The 16107-nt window shown below is 69.9% G+C and carries 17 protein-coding genes; 6 read left to right on the top strand and 11 right to left on the bottom strand.

What is annotated here, in order from left to right:
• Positions 1-20: 20 nt before the first annotated feature.
• The gene (locus tag ABH935_RS06620) at positions 21-566 is read right to left on the bottom strand and encodes a YbhB/YbcL family Raf kinase inhibitor-like protein (protein ID WP_370376950.1); all 546 of its coding nucleotides are present in this window, start codon (positions 564-566) and stop codon (positions 21-23) included.
• Between the two features lie 283 nt (positions 567-849).
• Between ABH935_RS06620 and ABH935_RS06625 the strand changes: the two genes are divergently transcribed.
• Genes ABH935_RS06625 through ABH935_RS06635 form a run of 3 tightly spaced genes read left to right on the top strand, consistent with a single transcriptional unit; the run spans position 850 to position 2857 of the window.
• A complete protein-coding gene (locus tag ABH935_RS06625; protein ID WP_370376863.1) occupies positions 850-1764 on the top strand; it encodes a LysR family transcriptional regulator in 915 nt (304 codons plus the stop codon).
• A gap of 32 nt (positions 1765-1796) precedes the next feature.
• Entirely contained in the window at positions 1797-2279 is a 483-nt protein-coding gene (locus ABH935_RS06630) for a nuclear transport factor 2 family protein (protein ID WP_370376864.1), read from the top strand.
• A gap of 26 nt (positions 2280-2305) precedes the next feature.
• Complete coding sequence (locus tag ABH935_RS06635) at positions 2306-2857, top strand: TetR/AcrR family transcriptional regulator (protein ID WP_370376865.1); 552 nt, start codon at positions 2306-2308, stop codon at positions 2855-2857.
• A gap of 36 nt (positions 2858-2893) precedes the next feature.
• On the opposite strand, the gene ABH935_RS06640 is transcribed toward ABH935_RS06635, so the two are convergent.
• Both ABH935_RS06640 and ABH935_RS06645 read right to left on the bottom strand, forming a co-directional pair.
• Positions 2894-3334 carry a nitroreductase family deazaflavin-dependent oxidoreductase gene (locus ABH935_RS06640; protein WP_370376866.1) on the bottom strand — a complete coding sequence of 147 codons (441 nt, stop codon included), beginning with the start codon at positions 3332-3334 and terminating at the stop codon, positions 2894-2896.
• A gap of 114 nt (positions 3335-3448) precedes the next feature.
• Positions 3449-4078 carry a TetR/AcrR family transcriptional regulator gene (locus tag ABH935_RS06645; RefSeq protein WP_370376867.1) on the bottom strand — a complete coding sequence of 210 codons (630 nt, stop codon included), beginning with the start codon at positions 4076-4078 and terminating at the stop codon, positions 3449-3451.
• Positions 4079-4191: 113 nt separating this feature from the next.
• Here ABH935_RS06645 and ABH935_RS06650 point away from each other — a divergent pair, with 113 nt between their 5' ends.
• Entirely contained in the window at positions 4192-4755 is a 564-nt protein-coding gene (locus ABH935_RS06650) for an NADPH-dependent FMN reductase (protein ID WP_370376868.1), read from the top strand.
• 65 nt (positions 4756-4820) lie between these two features.
• On the opposite strand, the gene ABH935_RS06655 is transcribed toward ABH935_RS06650, so the two are convergent.
• Positions 4821-6749, bottom strand: a complete 1929-nt coding sequence (locus ABH935_RS06655; RefSeq protein ID WP_370376869.1) for a hypothetical protein — start codon at positions 6747-6749, stop codon at positions 4821-4823.
• Between the two features lie 169 nt (positions 6750-6918).
• Positions 6919-8238 (bottom strand): MFS transporter, encoded by a 1320-nt coding sequence (locus tag ABH935_RS06660; RefSeq protein WP_370376870.1) that lies wholly within the window; start codon positions 8236-8238, stop codon positions 6919-6921.
• 61 nt (positions 8239-8299) lie between these two features.
• Between ABH935_RS06660 and ABH935_RS06665 the strand changes: the two genes are divergently transcribed.
• A complete protein-coding gene (locus ABH935_RS06665; protein WP_370376871.1) occupies positions 8300-9190 on the top strand; it encodes a LysR family transcriptional regulator in 891 nt (296 codons plus the stop codon).
• Between the two features lie 71 nt (positions 9191-9261).
• Here ABH935_RS06665 and ABH935_RS06670 read toward each other — a convergent pair whose 3' ends face one another.
• A complete protein-coding gene (locus ABH935_RS06670; protein WP_370376872.1) occupies positions 9262-10014 on the bottom strand; it encodes an SDR family NAD(P)-dependent oxidoreductase in 753 nt (250 codons plus the stop codon).
• Positions 10015-10102: 88 nt separating this feature from the next.
• Between ABH935_RS06670 and ABH935_RS06675 the strand changes: the two genes are divergently transcribed.
• Positions 10103-10693 (top strand): TetR/AcrR family transcriptional regulator, encoded by a 591-nt coding sequence (locus ABH935_RS06675; protein WP_370376873.1) that lies wholly within the window; start codon positions 10103-10105, stop codon positions 10691-10693.
• 43 nt (positions 10694-10736) lie between these two features.
• Here the strand turns inward: ABH935_RS06675 and ABH935_RS06680 are convergent, their stop codons facing one another.
• The 5 genes from ABH935_RS06680 to ABH935_RS06700 all read right to left on the bottom strand — a co-directional run bounded on the left by ABH935_RS06680 (position 10737) and on the right by ABH935_RS06700 (position 16104).
• Positions 10737-11069, bottom strand: a complete 333-nt coding sequence (locus tag ABH935_RS06680; RefSeq protein WP_370376874.1) for a DUF4387 domain-containing protein — start codon at positions 11067-11069, stop codon at positions 10737-10739.
• Positions 11069-12439, bottom strand: coding sequence for an acyclic terpene utilization AtuA family protein (locus ABH935_RS06685; RefSeq protein ID WP_370376875.1), 1371 nt, complete (start codon positions 12437-12439; stop codon positions 11069-11071). Before ABH935_RS06685 ends, ABH935_RS06680 begins: the two co-directional genes overlap by 1 nt.
• A 90-nt stretch (positions 12440-12529) precedes the next feature.
• A complete protein-coding gene (locus ABH935_RS06690; protein WP_370376876.1) occupies positions 12530-13237 on the bottom strand; it encodes a GntR family transcriptional regulator in 708 nt (235 codons plus the stop codon).
• A gap of 4 nt (positions 13238-13241) precedes the next feature.
• Complete coding sequence (locus tag ABH935_RS06695; RefSeq protein WP_370376877.1) at positions 13242-14357, bottom strand: ABC transporter ATP-binding protein; 1116 nt, start codon at positions 14355-14357, stop codon at positions 13242-13244.
• Positions 14350-16104: an ABC transporter permease gene (locus ABH935_RS06700; protein WP_370376878.1), complete on the bottom strand. Its 1755-nt coding sequence runs from the start codon at positions 16102-16104 to the stop codon at positions 14350-14352. The genes ABH935_RS06695 and ABH935_RS06700 overlap by 8 nt, the downstream gene beginning before the upstream one ends.
• Positions 16105-16107: the final 3 nt, after the last annotated feature.

Genomic DNA, 16107 nt, shown 5'->3' on the forward strand with positions numbered 1-16107 from the left:
GCGTCGATGGTGGGTCGGGACTACTTCAGTTCGGTCGGGCAGATGATCGTCGCGCGGGCGATGGTGTGGCCTGCGATGGAGAAGCCGAGGAACGCGCCGCTGGCATCCGCGCCGACGCCGGACTTCGGGACGTCCAGCGCGGTGACGGTGATGTAGTAGTAGTGCAGGCCGCTGCCCTTCGGCGGTGCGCCGCCGATGTAGCGGTGCATCCCGGAGTCGCCGCCGAGTTCCAGCGCGCCGGCCGGCAGCGCGGTGCCGTTCGGCGCCCCGGCGTTCAGCGGCAGGGAGGTGGTGCCGGCCGGGATGTCGGCCACGACCCAGTGCCAGAAGCCGCTTCCGGTCGGGGCCTGCGGGTCGTACATGGTGACCACGAAGCTCTTGGTCGCCTTGGGGAAGCCCGACCACGACAGCTCCGGCGAGATGTCCTTGCCGCCGGGGGCTCCGAACACGCCGGACTGCTGGGCGGCCGGCAGCGGTCTGCCGTTCTTCACCGTGGTGCTGTCGAGATCGAAGGACGGCACGCGCGGCAAGTACTGGTACGGATTGGGACCGGGGGTATGGTGCATATCGCTGGCCTGCGCAGCCAGTGCCACACCGTTCGGTGCGGCGGCTGACGCCTGCTTGGCTGCCGGATGGCCGGCACCGCACGCGGCGGTGAGTGCGAGCAGACCTGCGCACCCTGAGACGGCCAACGCGCGCACCGCGCGGTGCGGGAAGCGACCGGAAGACATGGCGGACTCCGTGATCATCAAGTGGCTCAGCGTCATGCCGAACCGGATGCGTTCATCCTCCGCGCGCCGTTTCCATATGTCCAACTTGTAGAAGTTCTGATTGCGATAACTTGGCTGCATGGCAGTCACCTTGCGTCAGCTCGAATACTTCGTCGCCGTCGTCGACACCGGATCCTTCACCGCGGCCGCCGCCGAGCTGCACGTCTCCCAGCCCGGTCTGTCGCACCAGATCCAGGCGCTGGAACGAGAACTGGGCGGCCCGCTCCTGGAGCGTCTGCCGCGCGACATCCGCCTCACCCCGGCGGGCCGAACGGCTCTGCCGCACGCCCGGGCCAGCCTCGCCCACGCCGAACGTACGGCGAGCGCGGCCAAGCGCGCCTCGGGGGTGGACGCCGGCGAGCTGCATGTCGGCACTCTGTACTCGATCAGCGTCGGCGTTCTGCCCAAAGCCCTGCACCACTGGCGCGCCAGCTATCCGGACGTCCAGGTCCGCCTCGTCGAATTCCGTCGCACCGAAGACCTCATCGCCGCCATGGAGGCCGGACAGGCCGACGTCGCGGTCGGTCCCACCCCGCCGAACTGGAGCGGCCCCGTCGAGGTGATCGGCGTCGAAGAGTTCGTCATCGCCGCTCCGGCCGACAGCGACCTCGGCCAGACCGGAGGCGCTGTCCGCCTCGCCGACCTGGCAGGGCGACAGTGGGTGCACTTCACCCCGCCGAGCGGACTGTGCGACATCCTCGACGCCGCGTGCGGGGCGGCCGGGTTCGAGCCGCTCCCCGCGATCCGCACCGAACAGGCACCCTCGGCCCTGTCCTTGGCTCAGGAGGGACTGGGGCTGACGCTCGTCCCCGGCAACGTCGTGCCGCCGGGTTTCGCCGGCAAGCTGTTGTGGCCGGAGCCGCCGGTCAGCCGCGAACTGTCCGTCTACACGCGCGTCCGGCCGGACCCGATCACCGCCGCCTTCGTCGCCGCCGTCACCGGCAACATGCTGGCCACGCCGTCGTATCTGCGCGGCGTTGACACCGGGGAGTAAGTTATAGAGCGACCACTAACCTAGGAGTGAGCATGACAGCCAAGGAAGACGGCGCCAGCCGCCGCACCGCCGCGCAGCACGCCGTGGCCGAGCATCTGCGCCTCACCGCCGCGGGGAGCACGGCCGAGTGGGTGGCGCTGTTCGCCCCGGACGGGGTGCTTGAGTTCCCGTACGCGCCGGCCGGCGTGCCTCGGCAGGTGAAGGGGCGCGAGGCGTTGTTGGAGCACATGAGTCATTTTCCTGAGACGTTCGACGTCGAGTTCGTCGACCTGGTGTTCCACGACACGGTCGACCCGCGTCTGGCGATCGCGGAATTCCGTTCGAAGGGCACTGCGCTGCCGACCGGCAAGCCGTACGGGCAGACGTGCATCTCCGTCGTCCGGACCGATGGCGACGGGCTCATCACGCACTACCTCGACTACTGGAACCCGCTGGTGGCGATCGAGGCCCTGACGCCGGACGACGTCGCGGCGGTCCCGGCGGTTCCAGAGCTCGGCGTGACTTTTGGAAGCTGAGGAACGGCCGTGTTTAACTGATGCCCATGCCCGCCGCCGGCACTAGCACGAAGAGCGACGAACGACGTCAGGCCATCGTGGCCGCCGCGGTCGGTTGCTTCGCGCAAAAGGGCTTCTACGGCACGACGACGCACGAGATCGCCGATTGGGTCGGCGTCTCGCAGCCCTATCTCTACCGCCTGTACGCGAACAAGGAAGCATTGTTCGCCGCGGCTGTCGACCACGTGTCCGTCGTGATGACCGAAACCCTGCTCGCGCACTCGCCGGCTCCGGGCGGGGCCGGGCCGGGATCCGAGGCGGCGCTGGACGCGGCGCGCGGCGGCTACGCCGCCCTCGTCGCGGACCCGGCCATCCTGCGTTTCCTCATGCACGCGAACTGCGCTGCCGGCGAGCCGCTGGTGGCGCAGGCCGTGCGTCGGTGCTACGCCAAGCAGGTCGACACCGTCCGAGACCTGCTCGGCGGCGACGACGAAGCCGTCCGGCGCTGGTTCGGCGCCGGAATGCTCGACAACGTGGTCGCGGTGCTGGGTCTGGCCGAGGTCGACGAGCCCTGGGCGAACGTTCTCCGGGCCGACTGACTCGCCGCGCGACGTGTTCCGGTTGGGCGCGCGTTCTTATGCCTGGAACGGGGTGAGGACGAAGATCGGCATCTTCCTGCTGGTCTTCTTCTGGTACTCGGCGTAGTCCGGCCAGACGGCGACGGCGCGCTCGAACCAGGTCTCGTATTCCTCGTCGTGGACCTCCCGGGCCTGGTAGTCCTTCTTGACCGGGCCGTCCTGGAGCTCCACGTGCGGGTTCGCGGTCAGGTTGTAGAACCAGACGGGGTGCTTGGGCGCGCCGCCGAGGGAGGCGACGACCGCGTATTCGCCGTCGTGCTCGACGCGCATCAGCGGTGTCTTGCGCAGCTTGCCGGACTTGGCGCCCACCGAGGTCAGCACGATGACCGGCTTGCCCTGGTTCTCCGTGCCCTCGGTGCCTCCGGAGCGTTCGTAGAGCTCGACCTGGTCGCGGCTGAAGTCGAACGCGCTGGGCTGGTACTCCCCGGTGAGAGGCATGGTCTCGTTGTCCAATCCGTCGGTCCACCGGCCTGCCACGGGGCGTGGCGGGGCCTCCTCGTCTCCAAGCGGACTTTACCCCGCTTCATGGGCGGAGGCCAGAGGACACGCGGACTATGCGCCGCACAGGCGCCGGATGAGGTCCTGCCAGGCCTGGCCGATCCGGTCCTCGATGCCGGTGGGCTCGGTGAGGTCGGAGGACGACAGGTAGAGCAGCATGGGTCCGTCCAAGGCGGCGGTGAGCTGGATGGCGAGCATCTCCAGGTCGGCGCCGTCGAGCTGCAGCTGCCCCAACAGCATGCGGATGTGCGTCCGGGACAGCGGCGACTCCGTCCCGGCCGGAATCGGCTGCCGGCCGTCGAGGGTGGCGCGCGCGATGTCGCGGTTCCTGATCATGAAGGCGATCCTGGCCTCGCCGTAGGCGATCAGGCGGTCCATCGCCGGGGCGCCGGGGCCCAGCGGCGCGGGTCCGGCCAGCACCTGCTCCTGGAAGTCGCGCTCGTCGTCTTCGAGTAGCGCCTGGAAGATCCCCGCGCGGGTGCCGAACCGGCGGAACACTGTGCCCTTGCCGAGCCCGGCCCGTTCGGCCAGGCCGTCCATGGTCAGGCCGTCCGAGCCGCACTGTTCGGCCAGCATCTCGCGGGCCGTGGCCAGCAGGTGCTTGCGGTTGCGCACGGCGTCGGCGCGTTCGGTCGGCGGTGCACCTATGGGCGGTGAGCCCAGAGGCAGAACGGGGCGGTCCATGGGGGCCATGGTACCGGCGGGAATGTTAATCGGGGTAAAGTCCGTTTATCGTGGAGCGCGGCGACCCCGCCTCCAGCACACTCCCTCCAGCACACTCACAGAACGGAAGCATCATGAGCGACTTGAAGATCGCGGTCATCCTCGGCAGCACCCGGCCCGGCCGCAACGGCAAGGCCGTGGCCGACTGGGTCATGGAGAAGGCCGCGGCGCGCACCGGCGCGAAGTACGAGCTGGTGGACCTGGCCGACTACCCGCTGCCGCACCTGGACGAGGCCCTGCCGCCGGCCATGGGCCAGTACGCGGGGGAGCACACCAAGGCCTGGGCCGCGACCATCGCCGCGTTCGACGGGTTCATATTCGTCAGCCCCGAGTACAACCACTCCACGTCCGGCGTGCTGAAGAACGCGATCGACTACCTGCACGCGGAGTGGAACAACAAGGCGGCCGGCTTCGTCTCCTACGGATCCCTCGGCGGGGCCCGGGCCATCGAGCACCTGCGGGCGATCGCCAGCGAGCTCCAGATGGCCACGGTCCGTCAGCAGCTGTCCTTCTCGATGTTCACCGACTTCGAGAACTTCTCCGTCTTCCACCCGGGCCCGCAGCACGATGACGCCGCCACGGTCCTGTTCGACCAGCTTGAGGCCTGGGCCGGGGCGCTGAAGACGCTGCGGGTCTGAGCAAAGGGGCCAGGCCGCCTCGCGGCGGCCTGGCCCGAGAAATCAGTACTCTGTTACGGGTACTGCTAAGGGTACGAGACGACGTCGCTCGGCCCGACGAACGTCGAGCTGACCGGTGCGCCCTTGCCGTTGATGACCGACTGGATGCCGCCGGAGCCCGTGAGGAACACCGACAGGATGTCGTGGAACTGGACTCCGGGGCTCGACGGCGCCTGGAACGCCATCGAGTTCTGGATGTCCACGCCCTGGTTGAAGAACGTGTAGCTGCCCATGCCGTAGCCCTGGAAGGTCTTCACGTGCTTGCCGACCAGGAATGCGGGATAGCCGTTCTGCGTCGGGCTCGCCATCCACGAGGCCTGGTTCGGCACCTCGTACGGGTTCTCGTTCTGGAAGAAGATGACAGTGCCCTGCTGTCCGTTCCAGACCGTCTCGTTCTTCTGGAAGTGCTCGACCGCGAGGCCGTAGGCCGTGACCGCGTTCCCGTTGACGGTCAGACCGGTGTCGGCCTGGTCGGAGGTCCAGGTCCCGGCGCCCGCGCCGTGGTCCGCGCGCCAGATCCAGACGTCGTCGAGGATGGAGCCGTTGCTGTTGTCCACGAAGGCGTCGGTCACGGTGCCGGCGGTCGCGCCGCCGACCCGGAAGAACACGTCGTCGACGGAGATCGGGTCGTCGGCGTGGCTGACCGGGAAGGGCAGCGGCGCCACGTCGAGCAGGGCCCGCGACTTGACCGGTCCGGCGTCGAAGATCAGGCCGGACAGCGTGGTGCCGCCGGTGTCGGCGACGTCCATGGTGACGTTGCCGTCGGTCGGGACGAGGGTGGGGAAGCCGAGGCCGACGATCTGCGTGTTCGGCCACAGGACGTGGATCGTCCGCGGGACGTTGTAGACGCCCGGGGTGAACAGCAGGTCGTCGCCGACCAGCAGCGCCGTGTTGATCTGCGTGACGGTGCTTGCCGGGGTCACGACGTAGAACTTGCTCAGCGGTAGCGAGGCCCCGGGAGTGGGGCCCGCGGCCCAGCTCGGTCCGCTCGAATTCTTCTGGAGCGAGGGGACGAAGACCCGGTACTGGCCGGAGTCGTCGAGGTAGAGGTACGGGGCCTCCTTGGTGACCGGGCAGGTGGCCAGCGTCGTGTAGGGGGCCGGGCCGCCGGGGTCTCCGGAGTTCGCGGCGAAGCTCTGGGCCGGAGCGCCGGGGTCCCCGCAGAAGACCTGGTTCCAGACGCCGTTGGTCCAGCCGTCGAGGGCGGTGTCGCGGGTGATGTACTGCTGTTGCGAGCCGTTGATGACCGTGCCGCCGGTGAACCGGGAGTCGGCGATGAAGCCGCCGCTGGCGTAGTCCGGCGAGCCGTCGCAGTAGTCCATCAGGCTCACGTTGCCGTTGACGACGACCCGGCGCAGCGGAGAGGCCTGCGAGGCGGCCCAGAACTCGGTGTTCGCCTGGCAGCCGTTCCCGCCGGCGACGTTGATCGTCAGGTTCGTCACCGAGCGCCAGAAGTTGTCGGTGGCGTTGCAGTTGGTCTGGCTGCCGAGGCACTGGTTGTAGACGTCGAGCGAGCCGTTGATGACCGTGCGGTCCGGAGTCGGGCCCAGGCCGGCGACGCTGGTGTAGTAGCCGACCTGGAAGATCAGCGGATCCGCGACGGAGCCGTAGGTCCCGGGCTTGAAGAGCAAGGCGTAGCGCTCGGTGCCGAACTGGTTCGGGACCTGCTGGGTCGCGATCGTGTTCAGTGTGCTCTGGATCGAGGCCTGAGACATCGTCGGATCGAACACGATCACGTTCGGGCCGAGGGCGCCGCCGGTGGGCGGGAGCGTCGCAGGACTCTGGTGTGCGGCGATCGCGGAGGTGGAACCGGACGCGGACGCGGCGCGCGGCGCGGATGCCGACGCGGTGAGGGCGGAGGCTGTCACCAGGCCCAACGCCGCCGCCGCGATCGTCAGAGTCCGGCCCGCGCGCCCCAGGGTGCGCGGGAAGCGGAAACGTTTACGTTGAATCACATTCCACCTAGCCTTCGTAGCGGATGTCTGTGATACCAGCGCTGGAGAGCGCTCTCAGGGACAGGAGTGAACTCGCGTGCGACGAGCGCTGTCAAGAGATGCTCTCTAGCTGGTCGAAGGCTCTGGCTGGTCAAACGCTTCAGGTGATCAGCGGTCTCAGTCGTCGGTCTTATTTGTCCGCGGCCACCCGCACCACCCGCGTGCAGGCCACCACGGCGACGATGACCAGCGCCGCGAACACCACCATGGCGCTGCGGGCGGAGACGTGCTGGGTCGCGATGCCCAGGCCGACCACCGGCACGGTCAGGCCGACGTAGGCACCGAGGAAGAACCCTGCCAGGACCTCTGCCCGGGATTCCGGGGCGGCGGTCGAGGCGGCGGCGGTGATCGCGGCGCGGAAGGAGATCCCGGCGCCGGCGCCGGCCAGGGCGCCGCCGATCACGAAGGTGGTGAGGTCCGGCAGCCACATTCCAGCGATCATCAGGGCCAGGCCGGGGATCAGCAGCAGCGGGCCGGTGCGGAGCGTGGTGCGCAGTCCCGCGCGGCTCATCGCGATCTGGGCGAGCGCGCCGGCGGCGAAGGCGGTGAAGGCCACCGCGCCGGCCACCGCGTGCGAGGTCTGGTGCAGGGTGCCGGCCAGGAACGACGGGGCCAGCGAGGTGAAGACGCCGTAGACGGCGAACGTGGCCGCGCCGGTCGCCGTGGCGGCGAGGAACATGGGGCGGGCGTGCGGCGGCACCGCGATGCGCTGCGGGCGGTAGCGGGGCATCGGCTCGGGGCGGTCGGTGGTCTCGGGGGAGAGGGCGATGAACAGGGACAGCACCAGGAGCGTCGCGCCGAACACGTAGTACGACAGGCGCAGCGGTTGCGGCGCGTACTGCGCGAGGAGTCCGGCGATCAGCGGGCCGACGCCGATGCCGCCGAGGTTCGCGGCGGTCGCCACGATCTGTGCTGTCTGAGAGGAGCGTGCTGTCTGGGAGGAGCGTGCCGTCTGGGAGGAGCGCGTGGACTCCGATCCGTGGGCGAGCCGCTCGCGGTGAAGCTCGGACAGGTAGGCGGTGGCCGTCGCGGTGGTCAGGCCGATCGAGACGCCGGAGACGACGCGGGCCACGAGCAGTCCGGCCAGGCTCGGTGCGAGCACGAAGATCAGGCCGCTGACCACGTTCACCAGCAGCGCCGGGACCAGCACCCGCTTGCGGCCCAGCCGGTCCGACAGGTGGCCGCCGAAGAACAGGCTGGCGACCACGCCGATCGCGTAGGCGCCGAAGACGACGGTGAGCGTGATCGTCGAGAAGTGGTCGCGGCGCTGGTAGAGGACGTAGAGCGGGGTGGGCACCGCCGAGAAGCCCATGTTCACCAGGAAGGCGGCCGCCGCGGCCCAGAACCCGAACGAGTGATGGCGGCGCCGGCGGGCGTGATCGGCGTCCCGGGTCGCCGTTGCCGCCGCCGAACCCGACGGCGCCGAGGTTCCATTCGAAATCACTGTCATGCGACTAGCGTGCGCGCCAACGCTTATGATGTACAACGAAAAGAAATCATCACGATCATCGATGAGAGACATAAACGTGGAGCTCAGGCACCTGGAGCACTTCGTCGCGGTCGCCGAGGAGCGCGGCTTCACCCGTGCTGCCGCCCGGCTGCACCTGGTCCAGTCGACGCTGTCGGTCTCGATCCGGTCCCTGGAGCGTGAGCTCGGCGGACGGCTCTTCGACCGCACCACGCACCAGGTGGAGCTCACCGACACCGGCCGCGCCCTGCTCGCCGAGGCGCGCAACGTCCTGTCCGCGGTAGACGTGGCGCGGGACGCGGTCGCCGCCGCGCAGGGCGGCCTGCGCGGCACGGTCCGGGTCGGCATCATGCACTCTCTGCACTTGATCGACATGGCCGCGATGCTGATGCGCTACCACCGGGAGCGCCCGGCGGTGCGGATCATCCCCATCACCGCGCAGAAGGGATCGGCCGAACTGGCCGCCCGCGTCGCCGACGGGGATCTGGACATGGCGTTCGCCGCGCTTCCCGGCGAGTACCCGCCCGGCGTGACGGCGCACCGGCTGGCCTCCGAGCCGATGCGGCTGGCCTGCCCCGCCGACGACCCGCTCGCCGACCGGGACGTCGTCCCGCTCGACGAGCTCGACGGCGCGCGCTTCGTCGACTTCCCGGTCGGCTGGGGCATCCGGAACGGCGTGGACCGCCTGTTCCTGGGCGCGGGCCTGCACCGCGTGATCGCCGTCGAGGTGACCGACATCCCGACCGCCGTCGACCTGGTCCGCGCCGGCTTCGGCTACGCGTTCCTCAGCCCCTCGCTGACCGTCGGATCCCGCCCGGTGGCGCTGCGCCCGGTGGCTCCGACGCGGGAGTTCGAGGTCTCACTCCTGACCCCGGCCGAACGCCGCTCCTCGGCCGCCGCGCGGGCGCTCATCGACGTGGTGCTCGCGAGCTGAGCCCTCGCGGTTCCCTCCGGATACAGACCACTGCGCATCTCTTTGTCTGCGGATCTCTTCGTCCAGGGCGCTCAGACCTGCACCTGTCCGCCGTCGACGAAGTGCTCGGCGCCGGTGATGAACGAGCTCTCCGGCCCGGCGAGGAAGGCGGCCAGCGCTGCGACCTCCTCGGGGCGGCCCATGCGGCGCAGCGGGACCTGACTGGCGAGCGCGCTGTGGAGGTCCTCTGTGCTCTGGCCGAACCTCGTGGCCAGGCCCTCGATGGCGGGGGTGGCGATGGGGCCCGGCGTGATGACGTTGACCCGCACGCCGCGAGGGGCCAGTTCGGCGGCCCAGGTGCGGCCGAGGCTGCGGACGGCGGCCTTCGACGCGGCGTAGACGCCCATGCGGTCGACGCCCTGGTGGATGGTGGTGGAGCCGAGCAGGATCACCGACGCGGTCTCCGCGAGCAGGGGCAGGGCCTTCTGCACGGTCAGCAGGCTGCCCTTGGTGTTCACGCCGAAGACGTGGTCGAACTGCTCCTCGGTGACGTCGGTCAGGCTCGTGCCGTCGCCCAGGCCGGCGTTGGCCACCACGACGTCGAGCCGTCGGCCGTCACCGCGGATGACGTCCATGACGCGGTCGAGGTCGGCGGCGCGGGAGACGTCCGACTGGACCGGGATCGCGTTGGGGCCCATGTCCTTCGCCGCGGCTTCGAGTTCGTCCGCGCGCCGGCCGGTGATGTAGACGCGGGCGCCGTCGTCGGCGAAGCGCTGGGCGATGGCCTGTCCGATCCCGGCCGAGGCTCCGGTGACCAGGGCTGTCTTTCCGTCCATGGGGCTCATGACGCCTGTCCTTTCGTGGTTCTTGACTGACTAGTCCAGAACGTAGCTCATTCTGGACTGGGTGGTCAAGAACCGGTATCGTAAGGGCATGGCGCGTCCCCGGAGCTTTGACGAAGACGAGGTTTTGCGCGTCGCCAGGGACCAGTTCTGGGCGACGGGCTACGCGGCGGCGCGGGTCGACGACATCGCGGCCGCCACCGGCCTGGGGAAGGGCAGCCTCTACGGCGCTTTCGGCGACAAGCACCAGCTGTTCTTGCGTACGTTCGACAAGTACAGCGCCGCCATGGTCGAAGGCGTGCGCCGGCAGCTGGAAGGCCCGGATGCCGGCGCCTACGAGCGGTTGCGCGCACATGTCGCGGCGGTCGCGGACGCCACCGCATCAGACGTGTGTCGGCGCGGCTGCCTGCTCGCCAAGGGCACCGCCGAGCTCTCGGGACAGGACCCGGCCGTCGTGGCCACGGCCCGCCGCACCTTCGCGGCCATCGAGGAGCTGATCGCCTCCTGTGTCGCCGGGGCGCAGCGGGCGGGCGAGATCGACCCGAACGCCGACCCGGGCCATCTCGCCGGACTCCTGCTGGCCGTGTTGCGCGGGATCGAGGCCCTGGGCAAGGGCGGTAGCAGTCCTGAATCGCTGCGTGCGATCGCCGAGACGGCCATGGCCGTCCTGCCTCGGCCATAGGAAGTGCGTCGAAGGGCCCTGAGACGGGGGTACGGACGTTGAGTCAGACCTGCTCGGAAGCTGCGATCGGCACCGGAACCTCCAGATCGACCAGCGGCGCGTACAACTGGCCGCCGTAGCTGTCGGAGTCGCGCAGATCCCCCTGGCGTACCGGTCGCGGCATGGAGACCTTGACCGCCTCGGCGCGGTCGTGGTGGACCACCAGGACCTCGGCGGGATCGCCTCCGTAGAGCTCGGCGAACAGCTCGGGCGTCAGCACGCCGGAGCCACGCAGCGCCTCGTAGCTCGCGGTGTCGCGGCACATGAAGTCGAAGGTCAGGACGAACGGCCCGGCGTTCTTGGAGCGGATCAGGGAGCACAGGTCGAGCAGGCGCATCAGGGCTTCACCTCTTCGTGGACGGTGCGGAACATCTCGTGCGGGTCGGTGGGTTCGACGACGTGGTTCAGCGTGAACTCGTACAGCGGGCCGCGGTCGATCTCCGGTGGTGAGAACGGGAACGCGATGGTGCTGGCCAGACCCTCGTACTGGGGGATCGGCAGATGGGAGCTGGAGTGCGCGACGAAGGTGGAGATGGCGTGCGCGACGGCCTGGGTCGGCGCCGTGACGGTGATCAGCACGCCGAGCTCGTGGACGGGCTGATCGCGGTCGGGGTCATTGGCGCCGAGCACCGCGTCCTGTCCGTACAGGCGGTAGTCGATGTCGATGACGTCGGGGTCGACACGCCCGCCGAACACGTCTCGGATCTTGGCCCGGAAGTACTCCTTCGCCATGGGAAGCAGCGCCGGCAGCTGCTCGATGACCACACGGTCGCGGATGCCGCCGATCGCGATGGTCTGGTACCCCACCAGGCGTGAACCCTCCAACTTGATCGTGTAGGTGTCGCTGGGCACGTATTCGGCGCCGGCGACGCGCACCGTCCGCTCGTCGACCGCGGTGTAGGTGGCGTTCGAGGTGTCCAGGACGCCCGACGGCTCCGTGATCAGATACGGGTTGGCGTTCTCGTACAGGGTGTGCGCGGCCACGGAGTGCGGCGTGAGCCGGACGGACGGGTCGAGCGTCTGGACGTCGAAGTGGTCGTCGCGCAGGTGGACGAACAGGCCGTCGGGTCTCGGCGGGACGGCGCAGGCCGCGCCGCACTCGACGGTCTTGGCCGCGTGCCAGGTCAGGCCGGGGTCGGCGCCCATCGCGTGGGGGAGCGCCGCGAACAGGGCGGTGTCGCTGGCGCGCCCGGCGAGCACCACCTCGGCGCCGTCGCGCAGTGCCTGCTGAATCGGCTCGACGCCCATCATGCCGACCACATGGCTCTCGGTCAGGGTGCTGACGTCTATCGGTGGCGCTGGCTGCAACGGACGGACGCGGCCCTGGTCGTAACGCTTGGTGAGGTAGTCAGGGTCCTGGTCGGCGTAGATGAGGGCGAGCTTGAACCCCAGGCCTTCCTGCTGCGCGATCTCGCGGGCGATGTCGGCCACCAGATCGACGCCGACATCGCGGCCACTCGTGCCGCAGGACCCGATGATCAGTGGCACACCGAGCGTGTCACGGGCCTTAAGCAGCAGCCGTAGATCGCGGCCGACAGCCTCCCGGGACAGCTTCGGCTGCCCGGCGCCGAGGTAGTACGGTCCGCTGTCGGTGGAGCCCGCGTCGCAGGCGATGACGTGCGGTCGCAGGGCGACTCCGCGGTCCAGCGACTCGACGGGGAAGCCCGCGCCGAGGGCCCCGGTGGGGGCCAGGATCCTGATCTCCATGGTGTCGTTCTCCGTTCTTTGCAATTTGCTATAGCAACAATGCGAGGAGAGGCCGCGTCGGGGAGACAAAGCGGCGTCCCCAGTCCTGGCTTAGGCGTCCCAGCCTGCGAGGTCGCCCGCCGAGGACAGGGCATGGACCCGCGCCAGCTGTTCGGCCAGGTCGCTGTTCCGGTCACGCAGCGCCGCGAGGATCTGGTGGTGCTGGCCGTAGCGCTGGATCTGGCTGGTCGCGCCCGCGTTGAGCTGGGCGGCGGCGACCTTCAGCCGTTCGGAGCGGCTGAAGGCGCGGACCTGGGCCAGGGTTCGCGTCAGCTGGATGTTGTCGGCCGCGAGCTCGATCTGGGCGTGGAAGTCGCGGACCGCGTTGAAGATCCGCTCCACCTGGTCGGGAGTCAGTGCCCGGCCGGCGTCGCGGTCCTCGCGCAGGATGACGGCGGCGTCGTCGGCGGCGTCGAGGAGTTGCTGCATCCGTTCCAGGTGCGTTTTCGTGGCCTTCTCGGCGGCGAAGCGCGCGGCCACTCCTTCCAGGGCCGCCTCGATGGTCCCGCTCTCGGATCGCGCCTGCGGGGAGACGGTGGCTACGCGCAGGGATCGCGGCCCGGTCCGTTCGACGAGCTGTTCCTGTTCCAGCCGGCGCAAGGCCTCCCGGACCGGCGTCGGACTCACCCCCAGGCTGGCGGCCAGGCCGCGCTCGGTGATCTTGTCGCCCCAGGGCAGGTCGCCCTGGACGATCGCCGCCCGCAGCGCCTTGTAGGCCTGGTCGGCGAGCGACTGCGAGCTGAGTTCCGGGAGCGTCATGGTCCTATTCGATTTCTGCTACAGCAAATTTGTCAAACGTCTCCACCTCGTCGGTGACCGGGCTGGCCGCGTCGTCGACCACGCTGACCTGGACGTTTCCGGTGGTCGGCGGCTGAGGGGCCAACACCTGCAGCACCTGCGGTCCGACCTGCACGGTGAGCAAGAAGTGCTCACCCAGGAAGGTGCTGTGCGTGACCTGCCCTTCCCAGCCGGATCCCGTGGTGCCCGCCGCGAGCGCCGAGACCGACAGCGACTCGGGCCGCACGGCCACGGTGACCGTTCCCGGTCCCGGCGCGGCATCGGCGCGGAACCGCACGCCGCCGGGCAGGCCCGGCGCCTCCAGCACGTATACGTCGGCGTCGACGTGGTGCGCGGTCCCGGTCACGAAGTTGCAGCGGCCCAGGAACTCGGCGACGAAGCGGCTGCCGGGTCGTCGGTAGACCTCCAGCGGTGGACCGGCCCGCACGATCCGGCCGCCGTTCATCACCAGGATCTGGTCGCTCATGGCCAGTGCCTCGGTCTGGTCGTGGGTGACGAAGACGGTCGTGATGCCGAGTTCGCGGTGCAGGGCGCCGAGCCAGTCGCGGGCCCGGTCGCGCAGCTTGGCGTCCAGGTTGGAGAACGGCTCGTCCAGCAGCAACGCGGTCGGGCCGTGCGCCAGCGCGCGGGCCAGGGCGACGCGCTGCTGCTGTCCTCCCGACAGCTCATGGGGATGCGCGTCGGCGCGGTGGCTCAGCTCGACGAGCTCCAGGACCTCCGCGACCCGCTTCCTGATCTCGGCCCGGTCGGTGCGCCGGACCTTGAGCGGGAAGCCGACGTTGGCTGCGACCGTGAGGTGCGGCCACAGCGCGTAGGACTGGAACACCACCCCCAACTCGCGGCGCTCGGCCGGGACGTTGCGGCGCTGCTGTGCGTCGAACAGCACGCGATCGCCGTGGCGGATGGTGCCGTGCGACGGGGTCTGGAACCCCGCGATCGACATCAGGGTCGTGGTCTTCCCACAACCCGACGGCCCGAGCAGGGTGACGAACTGCCCGTCGGGCACGGTGAAGCTGACGTCGTCCAGGACGCGGGCGGCACCGAAGGTCTGGGTCAGGGAACGTATGGAGATCTCAGGCATGGCGGGCCTTCTTCCGCAGTGTCGAGCCGAGGCCGAGGCCGATCGCGAGCGCCACGGCGACCAGGAGGACTTGGATGAGGGCCAGGGCGGCGACCGGGCCGGGCAGCCCCTTGCCCCAGGTCTGCAACATGGTGGTGCCGAGCAGTTCGGTACCGGGCTTGGCCAGGAACACCACCGGGTCGTAGTCGCTGACCAGGGTGACGAACATCAGCACCACCGCGCTGAGGATCGCCGGCCGCAGCAGCGGCAGGGTGATCCGGCGCGTCGTGGTCCACCAGCCCGCGCCGGCCGTCGAGGCCGCCTTGGCCAGCTCCGGACTGATCCGGGCCAGCGCCGGGGCGATGATGATGTACGACAGGGTCATGTTGCGCACGCTCAGCGCCAACAGCTCGCCCCACAAACTGTTGCGCAGCATGGCTCCGGGCCAGTCCACGATCAGGAACAGCCAGAAGAATCCGACGCCGAACACGATGCCGGGCGTGGCCCGGGGATAGACCAGCAGCGCGGGCAGGGTGCGGCGCAGACGGAACCGCGACTGGCCGGCGACGACGGTGGCGACGGCGACCAACGCCACGGTGGCCACGCTGCCGATCACCGCGACGAGGAGGCTGTCGGAGATCGCCCGGTGCAGCGTGGGGTCCGACCAGGTCTGGCTCCAGTTGCCGCCGGTCCACAGGTGCCACGGCGCGACCAGCGTCGTCAGCGAAGTGACCGAGGACATCAGGCCGAGGCCGAGCAACGGGATCACGGACGTGACGGCCACGAAAGCGGCTATGAGGACCGAGATCGGACGGCGCCAGCGGCCCAACTCCAGGGCGCGCGCGGGCGGGGTGGCCCGGGCGCCGGCGGTGTAGCGGGCCGAGTGTCGCAGCAGCCTGCCGCGGACGATCAGCAGCGCCGAGGCGACGACCAGCAGCAGGATCGCGCCGGCCGAGACGATCGGCGGGTCCGGGACGGTGCTGTTGGACCAGGTGTCGTAGAGGTAGCTGGCGATGAAGCTGATGTTCGCCGGGCGGCCCAGGAACAGCGGGATGCCCAGGACCTCCAGACACAGGGTGAAGATGAGCATCCCGGAGTCCAGCAGCGCGGTGCGCAGCATCGGCGCGGTCACGGTGCGCAGGACGCGGATCGCGCTGCCGCCGGACGCCCGGACCGCGTCCTCCAACGCTCCGTCGGCGCTCTCCAGAACCGCCTTGCACGTCAGATAGGCGATCGGGAGCGTGACCACGGCTCCGAGTACTGACATGCCGGGGATGGAAGTCAGGTTCCAGACCGGCAGGTGCAGGTTCTTGTGCCACAACTGGGTGAGGTAGCCGGCCGGCCCGTACAGCGACTCCCAGCCGACGATCAGCCCGAGCGGCGGGATCAGCAGCGGGGCCAGCAGGGCCGGGCCCAGCCAGCGCTTGCCGGGCAGGTCGGTGCGGGTGATGAAGACGGCGAGCGCGGCGCCGAGCGCGACCGCGAGCGTGGTGGTCGTGACCGCGAACAGCAGGGTGTTGACGGCCGCGCTGCGGAACGCCGGGTCGGCGAACAGCTGCCGGTAGGCGTCCGTGCTGAACACGCCGCCGGGCAGGTAGTAGGGCTTGGACCGCAGCGAGGTGATCACCAGCGGGACCAGCGGCGCCAGGGTCAGCACGGCGACTCCGGCCCACACCAGGTACTGGCCCGGTGCGGACGGCAGGCGCCGGCGCCGGTTCCGGCCGCGGGCGGCGACCGGGACGGCTTCGTCGAGGGTGCGGGTTGCCATGGT

Origin of the sequence: Catenulispora sp. GAS73 (assembly GCF_041262085.1) — a bacterium.
In the GTDB taxonomy this organism is placed as follows: domain Bacteria; phylum Actinomycetota; class Actinomycetes; order Streptomycetales; family Catenulisporaceae; genus Catenulispora.

What these genes read in the sequence shown, in the direction of transcription:
- ABH935_RS06620 (WP_370376950.1), bottom strand. Translation starts at nt 566, where the DNA reads ATGCACCATACCCCCGGTCCCAATCCGTACCAGTACTTGCCGCGCGTG.
- ABH935_RS06625 (WP_370376863.1), top strand. Translation starts at nt 850, where the DNA reads ATGGCAGTCACCTTGCGTCAGCTCGAATACTTCGTCGCCGTCGTCGAC.
- ABH935_RS06630 (WP_370376864.1), top strand. Translation starts at nt 1,797, where the DNA reads ATGACAGCCAAGGAAGACGGCGCCAGCCGCCGCACCGCCGCGCAGCAC.
- ABH935_RS06635 (WP_370376865.1), top strand. Translation starts at nt 2,306, where the DNA reads ATGCCCGCCGCCGGCACTAGCACGAAGAGCGACGAACGACGTCAGGCC.
- ABH935_RS06640 (WP_370376866.1), bottom strand. Translation starts at nt 3,334, where the DNA reads ATGCCTCTCACCGGGGAGTACCAGCCCAGCGCGTTCGACTTCAGCCGC.
- ABH935_RS06645 (WP_370376867.1), bottom strand. Translation starts at nt 4,078, where the DNA reads ATGGACCGCCCCGTTCTGCCTCTGGGCTCACCGCCCATAGGTGCACCG.
- ABH935_RS06650 (WP_370376868.1), top strand. Translation starts at nt 4,192, where the DNA reads ATGAGCGACTTGAAGATCGCGGTCATCCTCGGCAGCACCCGGCCCGGC.
- ABH935_RS06660 (WP_370376870.1), bottom strand. Translation starts at nt 8,238, where the DNA reads ATGACAGTGATTTCGAATGGAACCTCGGCGCCGTCGGGTTCGGCGGCG.
- ABH935_RS06665 (WP_370376871.1), top strand. Translation starts at nt 8,300, where the DNA reads ATGAGAGACATAAACGTGGAGCTCAGGCACCTGGAGCACTTCGTCGCG.
- ABH935_RS06670 (WP_370376872.1), bottom strand. Translation starts at nt 10,014, where the DNA reads ATGAGCCCCATGGACGGAAAGACAGCCCTGGTCACCGGAGCCTCGGCC.
- ABH935_RS06675 (WP_370376873.1), top strand. Translation starts at nt 10,103, where the DNA reads ATGGCGCGTCCCCGGAGCTTTGACGAAGACGAGGTTTTGCGCGTCGCC.
- ABH935_RS06680 (WP_370376874.1), bottom strand. Translation starts at nt 11,069, where the DNA reads ATGCGCCTGCTCGACCTGTGCTCCCTGATCCGCTCCAAGAACGCCGGG.
- ABH935_RS06685 (WP_370376875.1), bottom strand. Translation starts at nt 12,439, where the DNA reads ATGGAGATCAGGATCCTGGCCCCCACCGGGGCCCTCGGCGCGGGCTTC.
- ABH935_RS06690 (WP_370376876.1), bottom strand. Translation starts at nt 13,237, where the DNA reads ATGACGCTCCCGGAACTCAGCTCGCAGTCGCTCGCCGACCAGGCCTAC.
- ABH935_RS06695 (WP_370376877.1), bottom strand. Translation starts at nt 14,357, where the DNA reads ATGCCTGAGATCTCCATACGTTCCCTGACCCAGACCTTCGGTGCCGCC.
- ABH935_RS06700 (WP_370376878.1), bottom strand. Translation starts at nt 16,104, where the DNA reads ATGGCAACCCGCACCCTCGACGAAGCCGTCCCGGTCGCCGCCCGCGGC.